This window comes from Microbacterium resistens NBRC 103078 (genome assembly GCF_001552355.1).
Lineage (GTDB): Bacteria > Actinomycetota > Actinomycetes > Actinomycetales > Microbacteriaceae > Microbacterium > Microbacterium resistens.
In genome coordinates, this window is the sequence record NZ_BCRA01000031.1 from 18,614 (window position 1) to 35,537 (window position 16,924).

Annotated in this window: 17 protein-coding genes; 9 read left to right on the forward strand and 8 right to left on the reverse strand. The window is 71.3% G+C overall.

The features are described from left to right. Positions 1-37 precede the first annotated feature (37 nt). Together MR1_RS06805 and MR1_RS06810 are read right to left on the reverse strand one after the other, a co-directional pair. Complete coding sequence (locus tag MR1_RS06805; protein WP_067244318.1) at positions 38-838, reverse strand: ABC transporter permease; 801 nt, start codon at positions 836-838, stop codon at positions 38-40. Continuing rightward, positions 835-1,584, reverse strand: coding sequence for an ABC transporter ATP-binding protein (locus MR1_RS06810; RefSeq protein ID WP_067244321.1), 750 nt, complete (start codon positions 1,582-1,584; stop codon positions 835-837). Before MR1_RS06810 ends, MR1_RS06805 begins: the two co-directional genes overlap by 4 nt. Before the next feature lie 237 nt (positions 1,585-1,821). Here MR1_RS06810 and MR1_RS06815 point away from each other — a divergent pair, with 237 nt between their 5' ends. From MR1_RS06815 to MR1_RS06840, 6 genes are all read left to right on the forward strand, one after another. Beyond that, positions 1,822-2,625 (forward strand): phosphorylase family protein, encoded by an 804-nt coding sequence (locus tag MR1_RS06815; protein WP_084344424.1) that lies wholly within the window; start codon positions 1,822-1,824, stop codon positions 2,623-2,625. 114 nt (positions 2,626-2,739) lie between these two features. Continuing rightward, positions 2,740-3,426: a TetR/AcrR family transcriptional regulator gene (locus MR1_RS06820; RefSeq protein WP_067244323.1), complete on the forward strand. Its 687-nt coding sequence runs from the start codon at positions 2,740-2,742 to the stop codon at positions 3,424-3,426. Continuing rightward, positions 3,423-4,325 (forward strand): alpha/beta fold hydrolase, encoded by a 903-nt coding sequence (locus MR1_RS06825; RefSeq protein ID WP_067244325.1) that lies wholly within the window; start codon positions 3,423-3,425, stop codon positions 4,323-4,325. Before MR1_RS06820 ends, MR1_RS06825 begins: the two co-directional genes overlap by 4 nt. A 133-nt stretch (positions 4,326-4,458) precedes the next feature. After that, positions 4,459-4,734: a hypothetical protein gene (locus MR1_RS06830; RefSeq protein WP_067244327.1), complete on the forward strand. Its 276-nt coding sequence runs from the start codon at positions 4,459-4,461 to the stop codon at positions 4,732-4,734. 298 nt (positions 4,735-5,032) lie between these two features. After that, positions 5,033-5,464, forward strand: a complete 432-nt coding sequence (locus MR1_RS06835; RefSeq protein ID WP_067244330.1) for a MarR family winged helix-turn-helix transcriptional regulator — start codon at positions 5,033-5,035, stop codon at positions 5,462-5,464. Positions 5,465-5,611: 147 nt separating this feature from the next. Continuing rightward, complete coding sequence (locus MR1_RS06840; RefSeq protein WP_067244332.1) at positions 5,612-7,222, forward strand: SPFH domain-containing protein; 1,611 nt, start codon at positions 5,612-5,614, stop codon at positions 7,220-7,222. Positions 7,223-7,323: 101 nt separating this feature from the next. Here the strand turns inward: MR1_RS06840 and MR1_RS06845 are convergent, their stop codons facing one another. The 4 genes from MR1_RS06845 to MR1_RS06860 all read right to left on the reverse strand — a co-directional run bounded on the left by MR1_RS06845 (position 7,324) and on the right by MR1_RS06860 (position 12,096). Beyond that, positions 7,324-8,058 carry an ABC transporter permease gene (locus MR1_RS06845; RefSeq protein ID WP_067244334.1) on the reverse strand — a complete coding sequence of 245 codons (735 nt, stop codon included), beginning with the start codon at positions 8,056-8,058 and terminating at the stop codon, positions 7,324-7,326. Next, complete coding sequence (locus MR1_RS06850) at positions 8,055-8,936, reverse strand: ABC transporter ATP-binding protein (protein ID WP_157517936.1); 882 nt, start codon at positions 8,934-8,936, stop codon at positions 8,055-8,057. Before MR1_RS06850 ends, MR1_RS06845 begins: the two co-directional genes overlap by 4 nt. A 207-nt stretch (positions 8,937-9,143) precedes the next feature. Continuing rightward, positions 9,144-9,731 carry a TetR/AcrR family transcriptional regulator gene (locus tag MR1_RS06855; protein ID WP_067244337.1) on the reverse strand — a complete coding sequence of 196 codons (588 nt, stop codon included), beginning with the start codon at positions 9,729-9,731 and terminating at the stop codon, positions 9,144-9,146. Between the two features lie 115 nt (positions 9,732-9,846). Beyond that, a complete protein-coding gene (locus MR1_RS06860) occupies positions 9,847-12,096 on the reverse strand; it encodes an ATP-binding cassette domain-containing protein (RefSeq protein ID WP_067244340.1) in 2,250 nt (749 codons plus the stop codon). Between the two features lie 62 nt (positions 12,097-12,158). Here MR1_RS06860 and MR1_RS06865 point away from each other — a divergent pair, with 62 nt between their 5' ends. Next, on the forward strand, positions 12,159-13,100 hold the full coding sequence (locus MR1_RS06865) for a helix-turn-helix transcriptional regulator (RefSeq protein WP_067244343.1): 942 nt from the start codon (positions 12,159-12,161) through the stop codon (positions 13,098-13,100). A gap of 12 nt (positions 13,101-13,112) precedes the next feature. Here the strand turns inward: MR1_RS06865 and MR1_RS06870 are convergent, their stop codons facing one another. Both MR1_RS06870 and MR1_RS06875 read right to left on the reverse strand, forming a co-directional pair. Beyond that, positions 13,113-14,624: an L-serine ammonia-lyase, iron-sulfur-dependent, subunit alpha gene (locus MR1_RS06870; protein ID WP_067244345.1), complete on the reverse strand. Its 1,512-nt coding sequence runs from the start codon at positions 14,622-14,624 to the stop codon at positions 13,113-13,115. Between the two features lie 9 nt (positions 14,625-14,633). Next, on the reverse strand, positions 14,634-15,590 hold the full coding sequence (locus tag MR1_RS06875; protein WP_233460264.1) for an SDR family oxidoreductase: 957 nt from the start codon (positions 15,588-15,590) through the stop codon (positions 14,634-14,636). A gap of 154 nt (positions 15,591-15,744) precedes the next feature. On the opposite strand from MR1_RS06875, the gene MR1_RS06880 reads away from it, so the two are divergent. Together MR1_RS06880 and MR1_RS06885 are read left to right on the forward strand one after the other, a co-directional pair. Next, entirely contained in the window at positions 15,745-16,614 is an 870-nt protein-coding gene (locus MR1_RS06880; RefSeq protein ID WP_067244347.1) for a helix-turn-helix transcriptional regulator, read from the forward strand. Positions 16,615-16,662: 48 nt separating this feature from the next. Then, positions 16,663-16,924: metal ABC transporter substrate-binding protein (locus MR1_RS06885; RefSeq protein ID WP_157517938.1), on the forward strand; the 262-nt coding region annotated here is incomplete at its 3' end.

A 16,924-nucleotide genomic window follows, 5' to 3' on the forward strand; every position in this document is an offset into this window, starting at 1 on the left:
TCGTTGTCCTCTCGGGTCGTGCGCTGGGTAGTGCAGGTCAGTGGGAGCGCCACCGCAGGATGCGGCGCTCGGCGAGCGAGATCGCGCCGAAGCCCGCGAGGCCGGTGACGATCGTGACGATGACGGCGGCGATCAGCAGTGAGCTGTTGTACGAGGTGTTGCCGAGAACCATGAGATAGCCCAGTCCCTCCTGCGCCGAGATGAACTCCGCGAGGAAGGCACCGGTCATCGCGTCCACGATCGCGATCTTCGCGCCCGCGAACAGCTCGGGCATCGCGTGGGGAAGCTGGAACTGGAAGAGGTATCGGGCACGCCCGAAGCCGAGCACGCGCCCCAGATCCCAGAGCGCCGGCGGCGTGGAGGACAGCCCCAGCTGCATCGCGATCATCATCGGGAAGAACGTCAGCGTGAGGATGAGCAGCAGCTGCGATTCCAGGCCCAACCCGAACCAGAGCACCAGCAGCGGCGCGATCGCGATCTTCGGCGCCGCCTGGAGGATCACGATGTACGGGTTGGCGATGTCCCGCGCCCAGCGCGACCGCCAGAGCACGTAGCCCAACACGCAGCCGATCACGACCCCGCCTACGAAACCGAGGATGATGTTGCGGACCGTGTAGCCCAGATGTACCCAGAGTTCGCCGCTGGCGATGAGCTCGCCGAGCGCGGTCGCCACGGCACCCGGACTCGGCAGCAGATACACCGGCACCTGGGCGATCGTGACGTAGGCCCACCAGATCACGATGATGACGACGACATAGGCGGCGGCGCGCGCGAGGGGGCGGAGAGACAGGGCGCCGACACGCCGGCGCGGCGCCGCGACGCCCTCGGCGGCGGTCATCCGAGCTCCTCACGGAGCATGCCGGTGAACTGGGCGAACTCCGGAAGCTGACGCGTCTCGCTCGATCGCTCGCGGGAGAACGGAACCTCGTGAACAGCCTTGATCCGCCCGGGACGCGGGCTCATCACGACGACGCGGTCGGCGAGATACGCCGCCTCCTCGACGCTGTGCGTCACGAGCACGATCGTCTTGTGCGTCCGTTCCCAGATCGCCAACAGGTCGTCCTGCAGCTTGTCCCGCGTGATCGCGTCCAGCGCTCCGAACGGTTCGTCCATGAGCAGGACCCGCGGGTCGTACGCCAGGGCGCGCAGGATCCCGACTCGCTGCTTCATTCCGCCCGACAGCTGGGACGGATAGGACTGCCCGAAGTCCTGCAGTCCGACCATCTCGAGCAGCTCGTCGACGCGCGCCGCGCGCGCCTCCTTACCCAGCCCTTGACGCTCGAGGCCGAGCGACACGTTACGGCTCACCGTGCGCCATGGCAGCAGCGTCGCCTCCTGGAAGACGAAGCCGATGTCCTTGCCGGGGCGCGGAGGCTGAGACCAGCGCAGCGAGCCGGAGTAGTCGTCATCGAGTCCGGCGATCATTCGCAGCAGGGTGGACTTCCCGCACCCGCTCGGTCCGATCAGCGCGACGATCTCCTGGTCGCCGATGGTCAGATCGACGTCGCTCAGAGCGGTCACATCGGAATTGCCGCGTCGGCGGTACGTCTTCGTGACGTTCTCGATGGCAAGCAAAGTGGTCATGGCTTCCTTGGTTTCACTGAGCGGAAGTCGTCTCGGGGATGACAATCCGTCAAGTATCGGGGCTTCGTTGACCCGGCGAGCAAGAGACCACCAGTCTCCACCGGTCAAATTTCCTCAAGATTACACACACGTTTCCAGTTTGGGTAGCCCGGGAATGATCGGGGGGCGTACTCTGAACGAGCCAGCCAGTCGTCCAGAACCGTGGCGAGGCGATCAAGTTACTTCCGCTAGGAGAAAATGACATCCTCATCATCCCGGTCGGCCGCGGACCCGTGGCTCGACGGACGCCCACCGCATATCCCCGCTGACGGTTCGCCCCTGCCGCCGGTCTGCCTCCTGCCCGGCGATCCGGCTCGGGTGTCGATGTCGGCGCCGCTGTTCGACGAGTTCGAGATCATCGGCAGCCGCAGAGAGTTCACCCTGGGCGTCGGCCGGTATCGCGGCGCATCCGTCGCCGTCTGCTCGACGGGCATCGGCGGCCCATCCACCGAGATCGCGCTGATCGAGCTGCACCGGCTCGGCGTAGGCACCTTCATCCGCGTCGGCGGGATGGGCGCGACCAGTCCGGACATCGAACCGGGGGCGATCACCTCGGTGCGCAGGACGTTCCGCGACGGGGGCGCCGCACGCTTCTACGATGACGGGACCGCGCCGGTCGACGTCGATCCCGCGGTCGCCGCCGCGCTCGACGTCGCGGCCGAACGACGCGGCGAACGTCTGACCTCTGTCTCGGTCCTCTCCTGCGACTCGTACTACGTCGGTGAGGGTCGCCCGGTCCCGGGCTTCGAAGAGGCCGCGCAACGACGCCTGGCCGCCGCCGAACAGCTCGGCGCCGAGGCGATGGACATGGAATGCGAGACCGTCTACGTCATCGCCCGGGCCCTCGGGGCCCGATACGGAGCGCTTCTCGCCGCCCATGGAAACCGGGCCACGGATGAGTGGCTGGAGGATTACGAGCCGGTGCAGGTGCGGCTCCTACGGATCGCACTGGATGCCTCCGTTGCACTGACGGCAGGCGCTCGGGGCGGCACGCCGGGCTGAATCCCACGGGGCGACCGCCGGCTGCCCCGCCTGCCAGATCGGCCGCCCGCCGCTCGCTGATTCGGGAACGGAGCACCACGCGTCCTTCGGTGACCCCATGTCAGGATACGACCCGTGCCGTATTCAAATACTGAGCCGGTCGTGCGCCGCCCTGGCCGGCCCCGGGATGCCGCCCGGGAACGCGAGATCCTCGCGATCGTGCTCGCGGTGATGCGGGAGTCGGGCGTCGAGGCGGTGACGTTCGAGGAGATCGCGCGCCGCGCCGAGGCATCCAAACGGACCCTGTATCGCCGGTGGGCCACGAAGCAGGAGATGATCGTCGCCGCCATCAAGGCGGGCCCCGCGTCGGGGAACTCCCCGGAGCCGATCGACACGGGCTCCCTGCGCGGGGACCTCCTCGCCCTCCTGGAGCGGTTGGAGACGACGATGGCCGCCGGCGAGCCGATCGGTCTGACGCTCCTGCAGGCAGGCCTGCGCGACCCGGAGCTGTGCGAGCACATCGAGGCGTCCGCGGGGCCGACCGGCGCTCGCCTCCCCGACACCGTGCTCCGCGGGGCGATCGCGCGCGGCGAGCTGCCACCCACCGCCGACCCCTTCTCCTACGAAGAGGTGGGCGCGGCCGTCCTCCTGCTCCGCACGCTCAACGGCCTGTCCACGGACGCGGCCTATCGCGAAGCACTGGTCGACGCCGTCCTGATCCCGGCCCTGCGCAGCGGCGTGGCCGCCAGCCAGCGCGGCATCTTCTCCGGCGCGCCGACCCCCTCGCCCATCCTCCTCCGCACGAACAGAGAGAACCGATGACCGACCTCACCATCCCCGGGTTCGCCTACGACCGCCTCGAAGGCGCCGACGGCGTCGGGATCAACGTCGCACATGCCGGGACCGGCTCCGCGGTCGTCCTCCTCCACGGCTTCCCCCAGACGCACCTGATGTGGAGCGCCGTCGCCCAGGACCTGAGCCGCGACCACACGGTCATCGCACCGGACCTCCGCGGCTACGGAGACAGCGAGAAGCCGGAGGCCGAGACGCCCCTGACCTATTCGAAGCACGCGATGGCCGCCGACGTCGTCGCGGTCGCCGCGCGGCTGGGCCACGATCGCTTCACCCTGATCGGCCACGACCGAGGCGCCCTGGTCGCTGTCCGGGCGGGACTGGATCACCCGGGCGCCGTCTCCCGCATCGGGATCCTCGACGTGCTCCCGACCATGGACACGTGGGACGTCCTGCACGGGATCGACGCGAAGGTCGCTTGGCACCTCTACCTCATGGCGCAGCCGAAGGGGTTGCCGGAGAGGATGATCGCCGCCGTCGCCGAGGACTTCTTCGCATCCTTCCTGGACGCCTGGGACCCCACCGGCACGACCTTCACTCCGGAGCTGCGGGCACATTACGTGCGCGCGTCGGTCTCCGCGGTTCCGTCGATCGTCGCCGACTACCGCGCCACCGCGAGCGTCGACCTCGAGATGGACCGGGCCGACCGCGACGCCGGACGCCGGCTGCCGATGCCCGTCGCCGCGATCTCGCAGGACTGGGGCGCGCAGCTCGGGTTCGACCCCACGCGGATCTGGGGCGCCTGGGCGCCCGACTTCACATACGAGGCGGTGGAGTCCGGTCACTTCATGGCCGAGGAGGATCCCGCGCGGATCGTGCGCTTCGCCCGCCGCCTCCTCGCACGGGAGACCGGGCGCGCGGAGGGGTGAGGCACCGGGGCGGCTGTCCCGCACGGCGGCCCTCGTCAACCCCGTTCCGCAGAGAGCGGGTCCGCGCCATCCTGGGCGGACCGACGACGCATCCCGTCGGGTCGAGAAGAGACCGATGCGAGGAGAACCCGCCATGAGCACACCAGCCGACGACACGACCGACACGACCGGCTCCGCCGAGCCGACCGACTCCGATACGGCCACCTCGCCCGACGCGGACGCGACCAACTCCGCCGATGCGGACGCCCAGCGCAACCAGGACGAGATGCCCTCGGACGAGGACCTGCAGGAGCCGAGCGTCGCCAAGGAGCCCGGGGAGGAGCCCAAGGCCGACAAGCCCCTCGACCCCGAACCTGACCACGAGGCCGTCGGCATCGGCGTGATCCCCACGCCGGACGACGAGCAGTAGTCAGGGCCGGGAGCTTCGGTCCGAGGGATCCGCTGAGTTCGTGACCAAACCGTTGCTTTCGTTACCTCGCCGTTATACAGTGTCTGCACGGTGAATGTTTGCTGTGGCATCCACCGCATGTGATTGCAGGAACTCTTGGTGCAAGGGACAAGGGCCGGTCGGGAGCCTCTCCGACCGGCCCTTACTCATGTCCCGCGGACGGGGCCGACGCCGCCCTGATCCGCGGCCCCGCGCGCGTCGGCGGGCGCGGGCCGGCCCCGGAAGGCGCGGCGTCCGAGCTTCGCTATACCCTGAGGGGATGAGCGATCGGAAGCTGGCCGTCGAGGCATGGGAAAGCCTCTTCCGTGCCCAGCACGAGCTCTTCGTCGAGATGTCCGCGGACTTCGAGGGCGCGGGGCTCAGCGCCGCCGAGTACGACGTGCTCCTGACGGTCACCCGCTGCCCCGGCAAGACGGTCCGGCTGCGCGAACTGACCGCGCGGATGCTCATCAGCCAGCCCAGTGTCTCCCGCCTCGTGGACCGGATGGTCGGGCGCGGACTGGTCACCAAGGAGATCGACCCGCAGGACGGGCGCGGCGCCCTCATCCGGGCGACGGAGGAGGGCAGCCGGGCGTTCCACCGCATCGCCCTCGTGCACGCGCGCACCATCGCGTCGAAGATGTCCGCGCTCACCCCCGAGGAGCAGCGCACGCTGCGCGACCTGACGGCCAAGCTCCGCGGCGACCGCTGACCCGGGCCCCGCCCCGTCCGCACTCCGCCCGGCCCGCCGTCCACGGACCCGAGCCCGGGCATCTGGCAGAGTGAGGGGACGCGCCCGCGCATCCGGCGCCGGCGCCATCGGCTCTCCGACCGGGGAGCCCCGGAGGGGAGGAACACCATGGACCCCGCGTCTCTGATCGGGATCTTGGTCATCGCCGGCATCGCCGTCGTCGGCATCGTCATCGTCCTGCTGATCGTGCTGCTGTTCGCGCGCAGCTGGATCAAGGTCGCTCGCGCCGACGAGGCGCTCGTCATCTCGGGCCGGCGACAGAAGGTGCAGCGGGCCGTCATCGCGGCGGACGGGTCCAGCCAGACCCAGATGGGCGAATCGCCCGTCACCGTGATCGTCAACGGCAAGTCGCTGGTCAACCCGATCACCCAGCGTCACGAGATCATCTCGCTGCGTTCCCGTCAGGTGTCGCTCAACGCCGAGGCCCAGTCCCTGGACAGTGTGACGCTCAACGTCGACGGCGTGGCGATCGTGAAGATCGGATCCGACCCGCTGTACGTGCGTCGGGCCGCCGAGCGCTTCGCCTCGCAGGACAAGGCGATCGAGCAGTTCACCACCGAGCAGCTCGAGGGCGCGCTGCGCGGCATCGTGGCCACGCTGTCGGTCGTCGAGCTCATGCGCGAGCGCAAGAAGTTCTCCGACCAGATCGCCGCGGACGTGTCGCAAGAGCTGGCCGAACAGGGACTCATCCTCGACTCCTTCCAGATCAAGGGCATCACTGACAAGGTCGGGTACATCCAGTCCCTCGGAGCCCCGGAGATCCAGGCCAAGCGCCAGGCCGCGGAGATCGCGCAGACCAACGCGGACCGTGCGATCAACCAGAAGAACATCGCCAACCAGGAAGCCAACCTGATCGAGCAGACCGCGCTCGACACGAACACCGCCAACGCCGACGCCGGCATCGGCCGGGCGCGTGCCGAGGCCGAGCAGGCCGAGCAGCTCGCCCGCGCGCAGGCGGAGCAGGCCGTTCTCCAGCAGCAGGCGGAGAACAAGCAGGCGCAGCTGGATGCGGACGTCAAGCGCGTCGCCGATGCCCAGCGCTACGAGGCGGAGACGCGAGCGCAGGCGGAGCTCTACACGCGCGAGCGCGCCGCCGAGGCGGCGGCCATCGAGCAGGTCAAGCAGGCCGAGGCCCGCACCCGGATCGCCGAGCAGCAGGCACAGGCGGACAAGGCCCGCGCGGACGGTGAAGCCGCCGCCGCCGAAGCCAAGGCCGCCGGTGAGGCGAGCGCGCTCCGTGCCCTCGCCGAGGCCGAGGCGGAGGCGCGCCGCCTCCGGGCGAACGCCGAGGCGGACGCGATCCGCGCCGAGGGTGAGGCGCGCGCCGCCGCGGTGGAGGCGGAGGCCAAGGCCATCGCGTCGAACCAGGAGGCCTTCCTGTCCCAGCGTGTGCTGGAGGTGCTCCCCGCGATCATGGCGGAGTTCGCCAAGGGCTACGCCGCGATCGGGAACGTCTCGATCATCGGCGGATCGGGCGAGGACGGCGCCTCGGGCGTCGTCGGCGGCGACAGCGCGAAGGCGATGCGTTCGGTGTTCGACAGCGTCAGCGCCGCGACCGGGCTCGACCTCGCCGCGATCATCCAGGGCCAGGCCATCGGTCGCGGATTCGGCGCCGGTGTGGCGGAGGCGCAGGACACGCCTCGTGCCGCGGCGCCGGCCACGGCGGCCTCGGGATCCGCATCGTCCGTGCGGGACGCCGCCCCGGAGACGACCGAGTAACACCGTTCCACGCGCCGACCGAAGGGCCGGAGGGGCATCCGCCGACGATCGTCGGGACGACGCCGCTCCGGCCCTTCGCCATCCCCGGCGATGTCGGCCGGCTACGGAGTCCGACGACGCAGGGTGAGCGGCGCGAGCACGAGGAACCCGACGGCGAACGCGGCGACGATCAGCACGGGTCGCAACAGATCCGATCCCTCATCTCCGGCGGCGACGGCCTGGATTGCGTCGATCGCGTGGCTGAGCGGCAGCCAGTCGGAGATCGCGGACAGCACATCCGGCATCTGATCGCGCGGCATGAACAGCCCGCCCAGGATGATCTGCGGGAACACCAGCACGGGCATGAACTGCACCGCCTGGAACTCGGTCTGTGCGAAGGCGCTCGCCAGCAGGCCGAGTGAGGTCCCGAGCAGCGCGTCCACGACCGCCACGAGACCGAGCTGCCACAGGGGTCCGTCCACCTCCAGACCGCACACCCCGACGGCGAACGCGACGGTGATGACCGCCTGGAGGACCGCCATCAGGCCGAACGCGAGCGCGTACCCGAGGATGAAGTCCGCTTTGCCGAGCGGGGTGGTCATGAGCCTCTCGAGCGTGCCGGACCGGCGCTCGCGAAGCGTCGTGATCGAGGTCAGCAGGAACATCAGGATGAAGGGGAACAGAGCGAGGATCGCGCCGCCGAACCGGTCGAACACCCCGTCCTGATCCGCGAACAGCCACGCGAACAGCCCGACGAGCAGGCTCGGAGCCACGAGCATGAGGGCGATGGACCGCGGATCGTGGCGGAGCTGATGCAGCACCCGCCCGGCGGTCGCGAACAGACGTCGGCCGTTCATCGTCCGCCCTCCGTTCCGTTCGGCGCACCCGGAGACGGAGCCTGCTCCGGATCCGCCTCGTGCGGCCCTGCGCCGGGCGGTCGCGAACGGTCCGGGCCGGGTCCCTTCCGCGACGCCCGCTCGCGACCGGGCCGGTGCTCCCGTCGCAGATTCGCGTGGGAGGCCTCGTCCCGAGCGATGAGGGCGAGGAACGCCGCCTCCGCGTCCGTCTCGCCGGTGTCGGCGAGCAGAGCGTCGGGCGTGGTGTCGGCGACGATGCGTCCGGTGCGCATGAGGAGCAGGCGATCGCAGCGCAGCGCCTCGTCCATGACATGGCTCGACACGATCACCGTCGTGCCGGAATCGGCGATCCGGCGGAACAGCGTCCACAGTTCGGCGCGCAGGACGGGATCCAGTCCCACCGTGGGCTCGTCCAGCACGATCAGCTCGGGTCCGCCCAGCAGCGCCATGCCGAGGGACACGCGCCCGAGCTGTCCGCCGCTGAGGGATCCGGCGACCTGCCGCGCCTGGTCGGCGAGCCCGACGTCCGCGATCACGCGATCCACCTCGGCGCGGTCGACCCCGAGGAGGGACGCGATGTACTGCAGGTTCTGCCGCACGGTGAGATCCGTGTACACGGCCGCCCCCTGCGTGCCGTACGACACGCGACGCCGCAGCCGCGCGGACCCGGCGGGCTCCCCGAGCACGGTCACCGTGCCGCTGCGGATCCGCTGCACTCCGACGATGGATCGCATGAGGGTCGTCTTGCCGCATCCCGACGGTCCGAGCAGCCCCGTGACCTCCCCGCGGGGGATGCGGACCGAGAGGCCGTCGAAGACCTCGGTCCGGCCCCGCCGGACCCGCAGGTCGTCGACGTCCACCGCGACGTTATTCATCATGCGATGAATTATCCGCCCGCCGTTCTCCCCCGTCAAGAACCCCGCCCCCTCCCCCGCCCCCGCGGCTCCGCTCCCCGGCACACGGAGACGGCACATAGCGGCGGAGGAATCTCGCTAGAGGATCCGCCAGAGCGCGCGAACTCCGCCGGAGCGTGCGAACTCCGCCGGGGCGCGCGAACTCCGCGGGAGCGCGGGAATCCGCGGCGGCTATGCGAAGAGGTAGCGCTGGACCGTCGGGCCGACCCGCGCCACGAGGTCGTCGACCGACGCCTCCGCCAGGGGCGCGAGGCGGAGCACGTACCGCCCCATCAGCATCCCCGCCATCTGGGAGGCGACGAGCCCGGCACGAAGCTCGGCGTCGGGCACGTCGAGCTCGGTAGCGACCCGCCCGATCAGCTCGCGGGAGAGGAAGCCCGCCACGAGCGGGGTCATCGCCTTGCTGCCGATCGCCGTCCGCAGCAGCATCACCCCGCGCGTGCGCACCTCCGGGCGCTCGAAGGCCTCCAGCACATACCGGACCAGACGCTCGCCGACCCCGTCTCGCGGACCGCGGAGGATCCCCGGGACGTCGTGGTCGGGCCGGACCGGCATCCCGACCGCCTCCGCGAACAGATCGGCCTTGGTGCCGAAGTAGTGGTGCACGAGAGCGGAGTCGACGTCCGCACGTCCGGCGATCGCGCGGATCGTGGCCGCCTCGTATCCGTGCTCGCCGAACTCCTCCACGGCGGCGGACAGGATGCGCTCCCGCGACCCGGATTCCCCGCGCGGCCGTCCGCGGCGGCGAGCACTGACCATCCCCCCACCCTATTCCGCGCAGCCCTGCCGACGCGGGGGACTCCTCCCGCACGCGCCCACGCCCGCCGCACGCACCCACCCCCACACCCACGTCGCCCTGCACCCCTCCTGCGCCTCACCCGTGGTGGGCGGTCTCCTCCGCGGCGAGCGCGCGGGCGGTCGGGGTGTCGCGGATCCCCGGCACCGGGCCTTCGTACAGCACTCGGCCGCCATGGCGCCCCGCGCCGGGTCCGAGGTCGATGAGCCAGTCCGCCCGGCGGATGACGGCGAGGTTGTGCTCGATCACCACCACCGTGTGGCCCCGGTCGCGCAGCGCCGACAGCAGCTCGACGAGGGTCCCGACGTCCGAGGCGTGCAGGCCGGTGGTGGGCTCGTCGAGCACGTACACGGCGGACTCCTCGGCGTCGCGCAGCTCCGCGGCGATCTTCACACGCTGACTCTCCCCACCGGACAGCGTGCTCAGAGGCTGGCCGAGCCGGAGGTAGCCGAGCCCGATGCGGGCGAGGTGCGACAGCGCGTCCCGGATCCGCTTCGACGGCAGGCGGGTGACGGCCTCGGCGATCGTCAGCTCGTCCACGTCGGCGATGCTGAGCCCGTCCACCGTGAGCGCGAGCACCTCCGGCCGGAACCGGCGGCCGCCGCACGTCTCGCACGGCGTCTCCTTCCCCTCCATGAAGGCGAGGTCCGTGTAGCGCACGCCCAGGCCGCCGCACGCGGGGCACCCGCCTTCGGAGTTCGCGCTGAACAGCCCCTGCGAGACCCCGTGCGCATCGGCGAAGACCCGGCGGATCTGGGTCGCGATGCCCGTGTAGGTGACGGGCGTCGATCGCCGGTTCGCGGCGATCGGTCGCTGGTCGATCACGATCGCCCCGTGCTGTGCGACGAGCTCGGCCGCGAGACTGGACTTGCCGGAGCCCGCCACGCCGGTGAGGACGGTGAGCACCCCGCGCGGGATCCCCACCGACACGTCCTGGAGGTTGTTGCGCGTCGCGTGCCGGATCTCCACGACACCGTCCCCCGTCCGCGGCGGACCGGGTTCGGGGAGGGGAGCACGCAGCGCACGCCCGGTCGCGGTGTCCGCGCGCCGCAGGTCCTCGAACGATCCCTGGAACACGAGGCGCCCACCGCCCTCTCCCGCGGCCGGCCCGATCTCCACGACCTGGTCGGCGGCGGCCATCACCGCCGGATCGTGCTCGACGACCAGCACGGTGTTGCCCTTGTCGCGCAGATCCCGCAGCAGCGCGATCATCGCGTCGACGTCCTCCGGGTGGAGGCCGACGGTCGGCTCGTCGAAGACGTACAGCATCTCCGTGAGGCTCGATCCCAGATGCCGGACCGTCTTGATCCGCTGGGACTCCCCGCCCGAGAGGGTCGGCGTCGCGCGCCCCAGGCTCAGGTACCCGAGCCCGATGCCGTCGAGCGTCTCCAGCCGCTGCACGAGCGCGGCCAGGACCGGGGCGGTGTCGGCGTCCCGGATCCCCCGCACGAACGGCAGGAGCTCGGCCACCTCCATCCGGGCGAGCTCGACGATCGTCCGCCCGTGTACCGTCGCCGTGCGGGCCGCCTCGTTCAGCCGGTCTCCGCCGCAGTCCGGGCACGTCTCGGACCTCGTGAAGTCGCGGATGACCGCGGCCTTGCGCTCCGAGACGTGGTCGGACGTGTGCAGGTGGATGCGCTCGAAGCGCGGGACGATCCCCTCGTAGTCCTTCGGCGGGCGGCGTCCGAGGCGCGCAGCGGCCTCTCCGCCGTAGAGCAGCGCCTGTCGCTCGTCGGCGGTCCAGTCCTTCAACGGGGTGTCGACGGCGAAGCTGCCGATGTCGGCGTACTGGCGATAGAAGTAGCCGCCGTGCCCGAACCCGGGAACGCGGATCGCACCGTCCTCGAGCGATCTGTCGAGGTCGAGGAACCGCTCGACGGCGCTGGTGACGACCTCACCGAGCCCCGCGCAGGTCGGGCACATCCCGGACGGGTCGTTGAACGAGAAGGCCGTGGACTCACCGACGTGCGGCTCGCTCAGCCGCGAGTACAGGAGGCGGAGATATGTCCACGTGTCGGTGATGGTCCCGACCGTGGAGCGCGCGTTGCCGCCCAGCCGCCGCTGGTCGATGACGACGACCGGCGAGACGCCGGAGATGGCGTCGACCTCCGGGCGGGTCCACTTCGGCATGCGGTTGCGAGCGAACGGCGGGAACGTCTCGGTGAGCTGATACCCGGCCTCCGCGGCGATCGTGTCGAAGACGAGCGAGGACTTCCCCGCACCGGACAGGCCCGCGAACACGACGAGTCGGCCGCGCGGGATGTCGATGTCGAGGGACCGGAGGTTGTGGGCGCGGGCGCCGCGGATGCGGATCACGGGGGTGGACATGGCGCCCACCGTACGCGCAGATCCGGCCGGATCCTGGCCGGGATTTCCTTTATCCTCGGAGCATGGCCGATGTCACCCGGCGGATGCTGGAACTGCTGTCGGCGCTGCAGACGGGACGGGAGTACGCCGGAGCCGAGCTCGCGGCGCAGGTCGGCGTGAGCGAGCGGACGCTGCGGCGGGACGTGGAGCGCCTGCGCGGGTACGGCTATCCCGTGCGGACCCGCCCCGGCCCCGGCGGCGGATACCGGCTCGTCTCGGGGCGGTCCCTGCCACCGTTGCTGCTCGAGGACGACGAGGCCGTGGCCACCCAGGTCGCCCTGTCCGTGCTCGGCGCCATGGCCGGCGACTCCCCGGGATCGCTCACGGACGCGTCCGCGCGGGTCCAGGGAAAGCTCGACCAGTTCCTGCCGGATCACCTGCGGCCCCGCGCCGCTGCTCTCCGCGAGGGCCTGGACGTGTCGTGGCCGGAGTCCCCCGCCGTCGATCCACGCCTGCTCGCCGACCTCGGCGATGCGATCCGGGGCCGCCTCATCGTCCGGTTCGCCTATCCCGGCGACCGGCAGGAGAGGCGCGCGGAGCCGCACCGCCTGCTGCACCGGCATCTGCGGTGGTACCTCTTGGCCTGGGATCGGGACCGGGAGGACTGGCGGACGTTCCGCCTCGACCGGATGACCGCCGCCGCGGTCTCGACGTTCGGGTTCGCGGCGCGCCCGCTTCCGGAGGCCGCCGCCGACGCTCACCTCGCCGCGGGCCTGCGCCGGGATCGGACGCGCGTCGTGCTCGACGTCGACGCCGACGGCGATGCGGTGCGGGACGCGCTGCCCCGGGAGGAGCTGGAGATCGAGGCGCTGCCGGAGGGGCGCACCCGCGTGGCGCTGCACCTGGCGGGCTGGCCGTGGCTCGCCCACGCCCTGGCGGTGCTTCCCCCGGCCGTGGTGGTGGAACCGCGGGAGTACGCGCAGGAGCTGCGGGGGTTCGCCGCGCGCCTGCTCAGAGACCGGTGACGACCGCCGCGCTCAGCACTCGATGACGTTGACGGCGAGCCCGCCCTCGCTCGTCTCCTTGTACTTCGTCGACATGTCGAGGCCGGTCTGCCGCATGGTCTCCACGACGGCGTCCAGCGAGACGTAGTGCGTGCCGTCGCCGCGCAGCGCGAGCCGGGCCGCGGTGACCGCGGTGGACGCGGCGATCGCGTTGCGCTCGATGCAGGGGATCTGGACGAGCCCGCCGATCGGGTCGCAGGTGAGGCCGAGATGGTGCTCCATCGCGATCTCGGCGGCGTTCTCGATCTGCCGGTTCGTCCCGCCCATCACCGCTGTCAGTCCGCCGGCGGCCATGGCGCACGCGGATCCGACCTCGGCCTGGCAGCCGCCCTCGGCACCGGAGATCGACGCGTTCGCCTTGAACAGGGAGCCCAGTGCGGTCGCGGTGAGGAGGAACCGCCGGATACCCCGGCGCCGGTTCGCCTCGGCGAGCTCATCGGGGTCGTCGATCGCACCGACGGCGACGAGCGAGCGTTCCGGACCGAAACCGAGCAGGGCGCTGCCGACGAGCTCGCCGTAGGGGGTGACCGCGTTGCCCGCGCCGAGCCCGGAGTCCGCGAGGAACCGCCACCAGTACATGGCGACCGCGGGGAGGATGCCCGCGGCGCCGTTGGTCGGCGCGGTCACGACCCGGCCGCCCGCGGCGTTCTCCTCGTTCACCGCCAAGGCGAACGCCCCCAGCCACTCGCCGGGCACCTCGCGATGACCCTCCGCCTCGGTCGCCTCGAGCTGTGCGCGGATCGTCGACGCGCGCCGCTTGACCTTGAGGATCCCGGGCAGCGTGCCCTCGGCGTGCAGCCCTGCCTCGACGCAGCTCGCCATGGCGTCCCAGATCGCGTCGAGGCCCGCGGCGACCTCCTCCTCGCTGCGCACCGCGGTCTCGTTGCGCCGCGCCAGTTCGGCGATCGTCAGCCCGTGCTCGTCGCACAGCTCCAGCAGGGTCGCGGCATCCCCGTAGGAGAAGGGCGTCTCCGGCGTGGAGCCGGATGCGTCCGCGAGCGCCGCGTCCTCTCCGTCCCGGCGGATGAACCCGCCACCGATCGAGTAGTACGTCTCTTCCGAGAGGAGCGCGCCGTCCGCGTCGAGCGCGCGGAGGGTCATGGCGTTGGGGTGTCCGGGCAGACGCGTGCGCGATTCGAACGTCACGTCGTCGCGGTCGAAGCGGATCCCGCGCGTGCCGTCCAGGCGCAGCTCCGCGCCGTCCGGCCAGTCCGACCAGGCACGTCGCACGTCCTCCGGATCGCAGGTCTCCGGGGCCAGGCCCTGCAGGCCGGCGACGACCGCATCGGGGGTGCCGTGTCCAAGGCCGGTCGCCCCCAGGGAGCCGTAGAGCGCGCAGGTCACCCGCGCGGTGTCCTCCAGCCGGCCGCCCGCGGTCAGGCGCCGGGCGAAGTCGTACCCCGCACGCATCGGCCCGACGGTGTGCGAGCTCGAGGGTCCCACACCGATGGAGAACAGGTCGAAAGCCGAGACGTACGCAGTCACCCCTCCAGGCTACGCCGCCGCGGACCCGCCGGATGCGCGGGGGAAAGCGACACCCGTGAGCGTCTCGGACACCTGCCAGACCCTCTCCGCGTCCTCGGCCCGACGAAGAGGCCGGTAGAGCCTCTGCCCCGCCGGTCGGCCACCGAGGCGCCCGAGTCCGCGCGGCCCGAACAGGTTCCCCGGGGCCGCCGGATCGGTCGCCGCGAGAAGCGCGGGCTCCGCCGCGCTCTCGGGCGTCCCGAACAGGATCCCTCGACGCGACAGGGCCCCGATGATCCGTCGCCCCGCCGTCTGCTCGGACCGCCCCAGGTCCGGACGGGCCGCCAGCAGGTTGGTCGGGGCAACCCCCGGATGCGACAACGCGCTCGTGATCCCCCACTCACCGGCACGACTGCGCCGATCCAGTTCCAGGCCGAACAGTCCGAGGGCGATCTTCGACTGTCGGTACGCCGCCATCGGGTCGTACCGGTGCTCGCTCTGCAGATCCTCCCATGCGATCGAGCCCCGCGCCGCGGCGACGCTGACCTGCGAGACCACCCGTCCCCGTCCGCTCCGCAGGAGAGGCAGGAGGTGGGCCACGAGCGCGACGTGGCCGAGATGATTGGCGCCGAGCTGAAGCTCGAACCCGTCCGCGGTCGTCTGCCGCGCGGGGGGCGTCATGACGCCGGCATTGTTCACGAGGAGGTGTATCGGATGCCCTTCTGCTCGGAGGACCCGGCCCAGCTCCGCGACGGCGTCGAGCGAGGACAGGTCCAGATCCCGCAGCGTGATCCGGGCCGCCGGGGCGGTGCGACGGATGCGCTCGAGCGCCGCCTCCCCCTTGGACCGGTTGCGCACGGGCAGTACGACCTCGGCTCCCGCCGCAGCGAGGCGGGTCGCGATGCGAAGGCCCACCCCATCGCTGCCGCCGGTGACGACCGCTCGGCGTCCGGAGAGGTCGGAAAGGGAAGGGAGTTGTACGCGCAAGGGGACCTCCTCGGTGATCGGCACCGGAATCGGGTGCTTGTTCCCACCGTGACCCGCCGGCCGGAGCGCATCCAGGGACCACTGATCCGTGGATGCGCGCGGTGGTCCGTGATTGTCTCGACGTACACCGTTCGCGACAGGACCGGAGGAACGCATGGACATCGATCGGACGGGCTTGGCGGACTTCCTTCGTCGACGACGGACCGCCCTGCAACCCGAGGATGTCGGCCTCCCCCGGGGAGCGCGCCGGCGCATCGACGGCCTCCGCCGCGAGGAGGTCGCCGTGCTCTGTCACCTCTCGACCGACTACTACACGAGGATCGAGCAGGAACGAGGACCCCGCCCGTCGGCGCAGATGATCGCGTCGATCGCGCAGGGCCTGCATCTGTCGGCGGACGAGCGCGACCATCTGTTCCGTCTCGCCGGTCATCCACCGCCGGCGCGAGGTCAGACGGATCACATCGCGCCGGGCATGCTGCGCATCTTCGACCGGCTCCAGGACACGCCCGCCGAGATCGTCACCGAGCTCGGCGAGACGTTGCGGCAGACGCCGTCGAGCGTCGCGCTCGCCGGGGACCTGACAGGGTTCGCCGGACCGGCCCGCAGTATCGGCTATCGGTGGTTCACGGATCCGGAGACACGTGAGCGATACGACCCGGACGAGCATCCCTTCCTCACCCGAATGTTCGCGTCGGGTCTGCGGGATGTGAAGACGCGGCGTGGGCCGCGCTCCCGCGCCGCCGATCTCGCCCGTTTGCTCCTCGAGGAGAGCGAGGAGTTCCGTCGAGTGTGGGACCGGCACGAGATCGGCCTGCGCCCTCGAGACGTCAAGCGGTTCCGGCATCCGGAGGCCGGGGCGCTCGAGCTGACCTGCCAGACCCTGGTGGACCCTTCGACGTCCCACTCATTGCTCGTCTACACGGCGGCCCCCGGCTCGGAGAGCCACGAGCGGCTGCGGCTGCTGTCCGCCCTGGCGGACCACGGAGCGATCTGGGCGGGGAGCGCGGAGGCGGCTGCCCCCTGACGCCGATCCCGGCTTGTTTTCGGTGCGCCGAAAACATAGGGTTTCGGTATGCCTAAACCTCGCCTCCGACTGCTCGCCGCGACCGTGCTCGCGTCGTCCCTGGTCCTCTCCGCCTGCGCGGGCCCGAGCGCCGCGCCCGACGACGACCGCCCGCGGGTCCTGACGACGTTCACCGTGCTGGCGGACATCGCCCGCAACGTCGCGGGCGACCATCTCGCCGTGGAGTCGATCACCAAGGCGGGAGCCGAGATCCACGGCTACGAGCCCACCCCCGGCGACATCCGCAGGGCCGCCGACGCCGACCTGATCC

Coding starts and splice junctions, on each gene's coding strand:
- MR1_RS06850 (WP_157517936.1), bottom strand. CDS start 8,936: ATGATGAATAACGTCGCGGTGGACGTCGACGACCTGCGGGTCCGGCGG.
- MR1_RS06825 (WP_067244325.1), top strand. CDS start 3,423: ATGACCGACCTCACCATCCCCGGGTTCGCCTACGACCGCCTCGAAGGC.
- MR1_RS06805 (WP_067244318.1), bottom strand. CDS start 838: ATGACCGCCGCCGAGGGCGTCGCGGCGCCGCGCCGGCGTGTCGGCGCC.
- MR1_RS06855 (WP_067244337.1), bottom strand. CDS start 9,731: ATGGTCAGTGCTCGCCGCCGCGGACGGCCGCGCGGGGAATCCGGGTCG.
- MR1_RS06815 (WP_084344424.1), top strand. CDS start 1,822: ATGACATCCTCATCATCCCGGTCGGCCGCGGACCCGTGGCTCGACGGA.
- MR1_RS06810 (WP_067244321.1), bottom strand. CDS start 1,584: ATGACCACTTTGCTTGCCATCGAGAACGTCACGAAGACGTACCGCCGA.
- MR1_RS06840 (WP_067244332.1), top strand. CDS start 5,612: ATGGACCCCGCGTCTCTGATCGGGATCTTGGTCATCGCCGGCATCGCC.
- MR1_RS06845 (WP_067244334.1), bottom strand. CDS start 8,058: ATGAACGGCCGACGTCTGTTCGCGACCGCCGGGCGGGTGCTGCATCAG.
- MR1_RS06835 (WP_067244330.1), top strand. CDS start 5,033: ATGAGCGATCGGAAGCTGGCCGTCGAGGCATGGGAAAGCCTCTTCCGT.
- MR1_RS06880 (WP_067244347.1), top strand. CDS start 15,745: ATGGACATCGATCGGACGGGCTTGGCGGACTTCCTTCGTCGACGACGG.
- MR1_RS06865 (WP_067244343.1), top strand. CDS start 12,159: ATGGCCGATGTCACCCGGCGGATGCTGGAACTGCTGTCGGCGCTGCAG.
- MR1_RS06860 (WP_067244340.1), bottom strand. CDS start 12,096: ATGTCCACCCCCGTGATCCGCATCCGCGGCGCCCGCGCCCACAACCTC.
- MR1_RS06830 (WP_067244327.1), top strand. CDS start 4,459: ATGAGCACACCAGCCGACGACACGACCGACACGACCGGCTCCGCCGAG.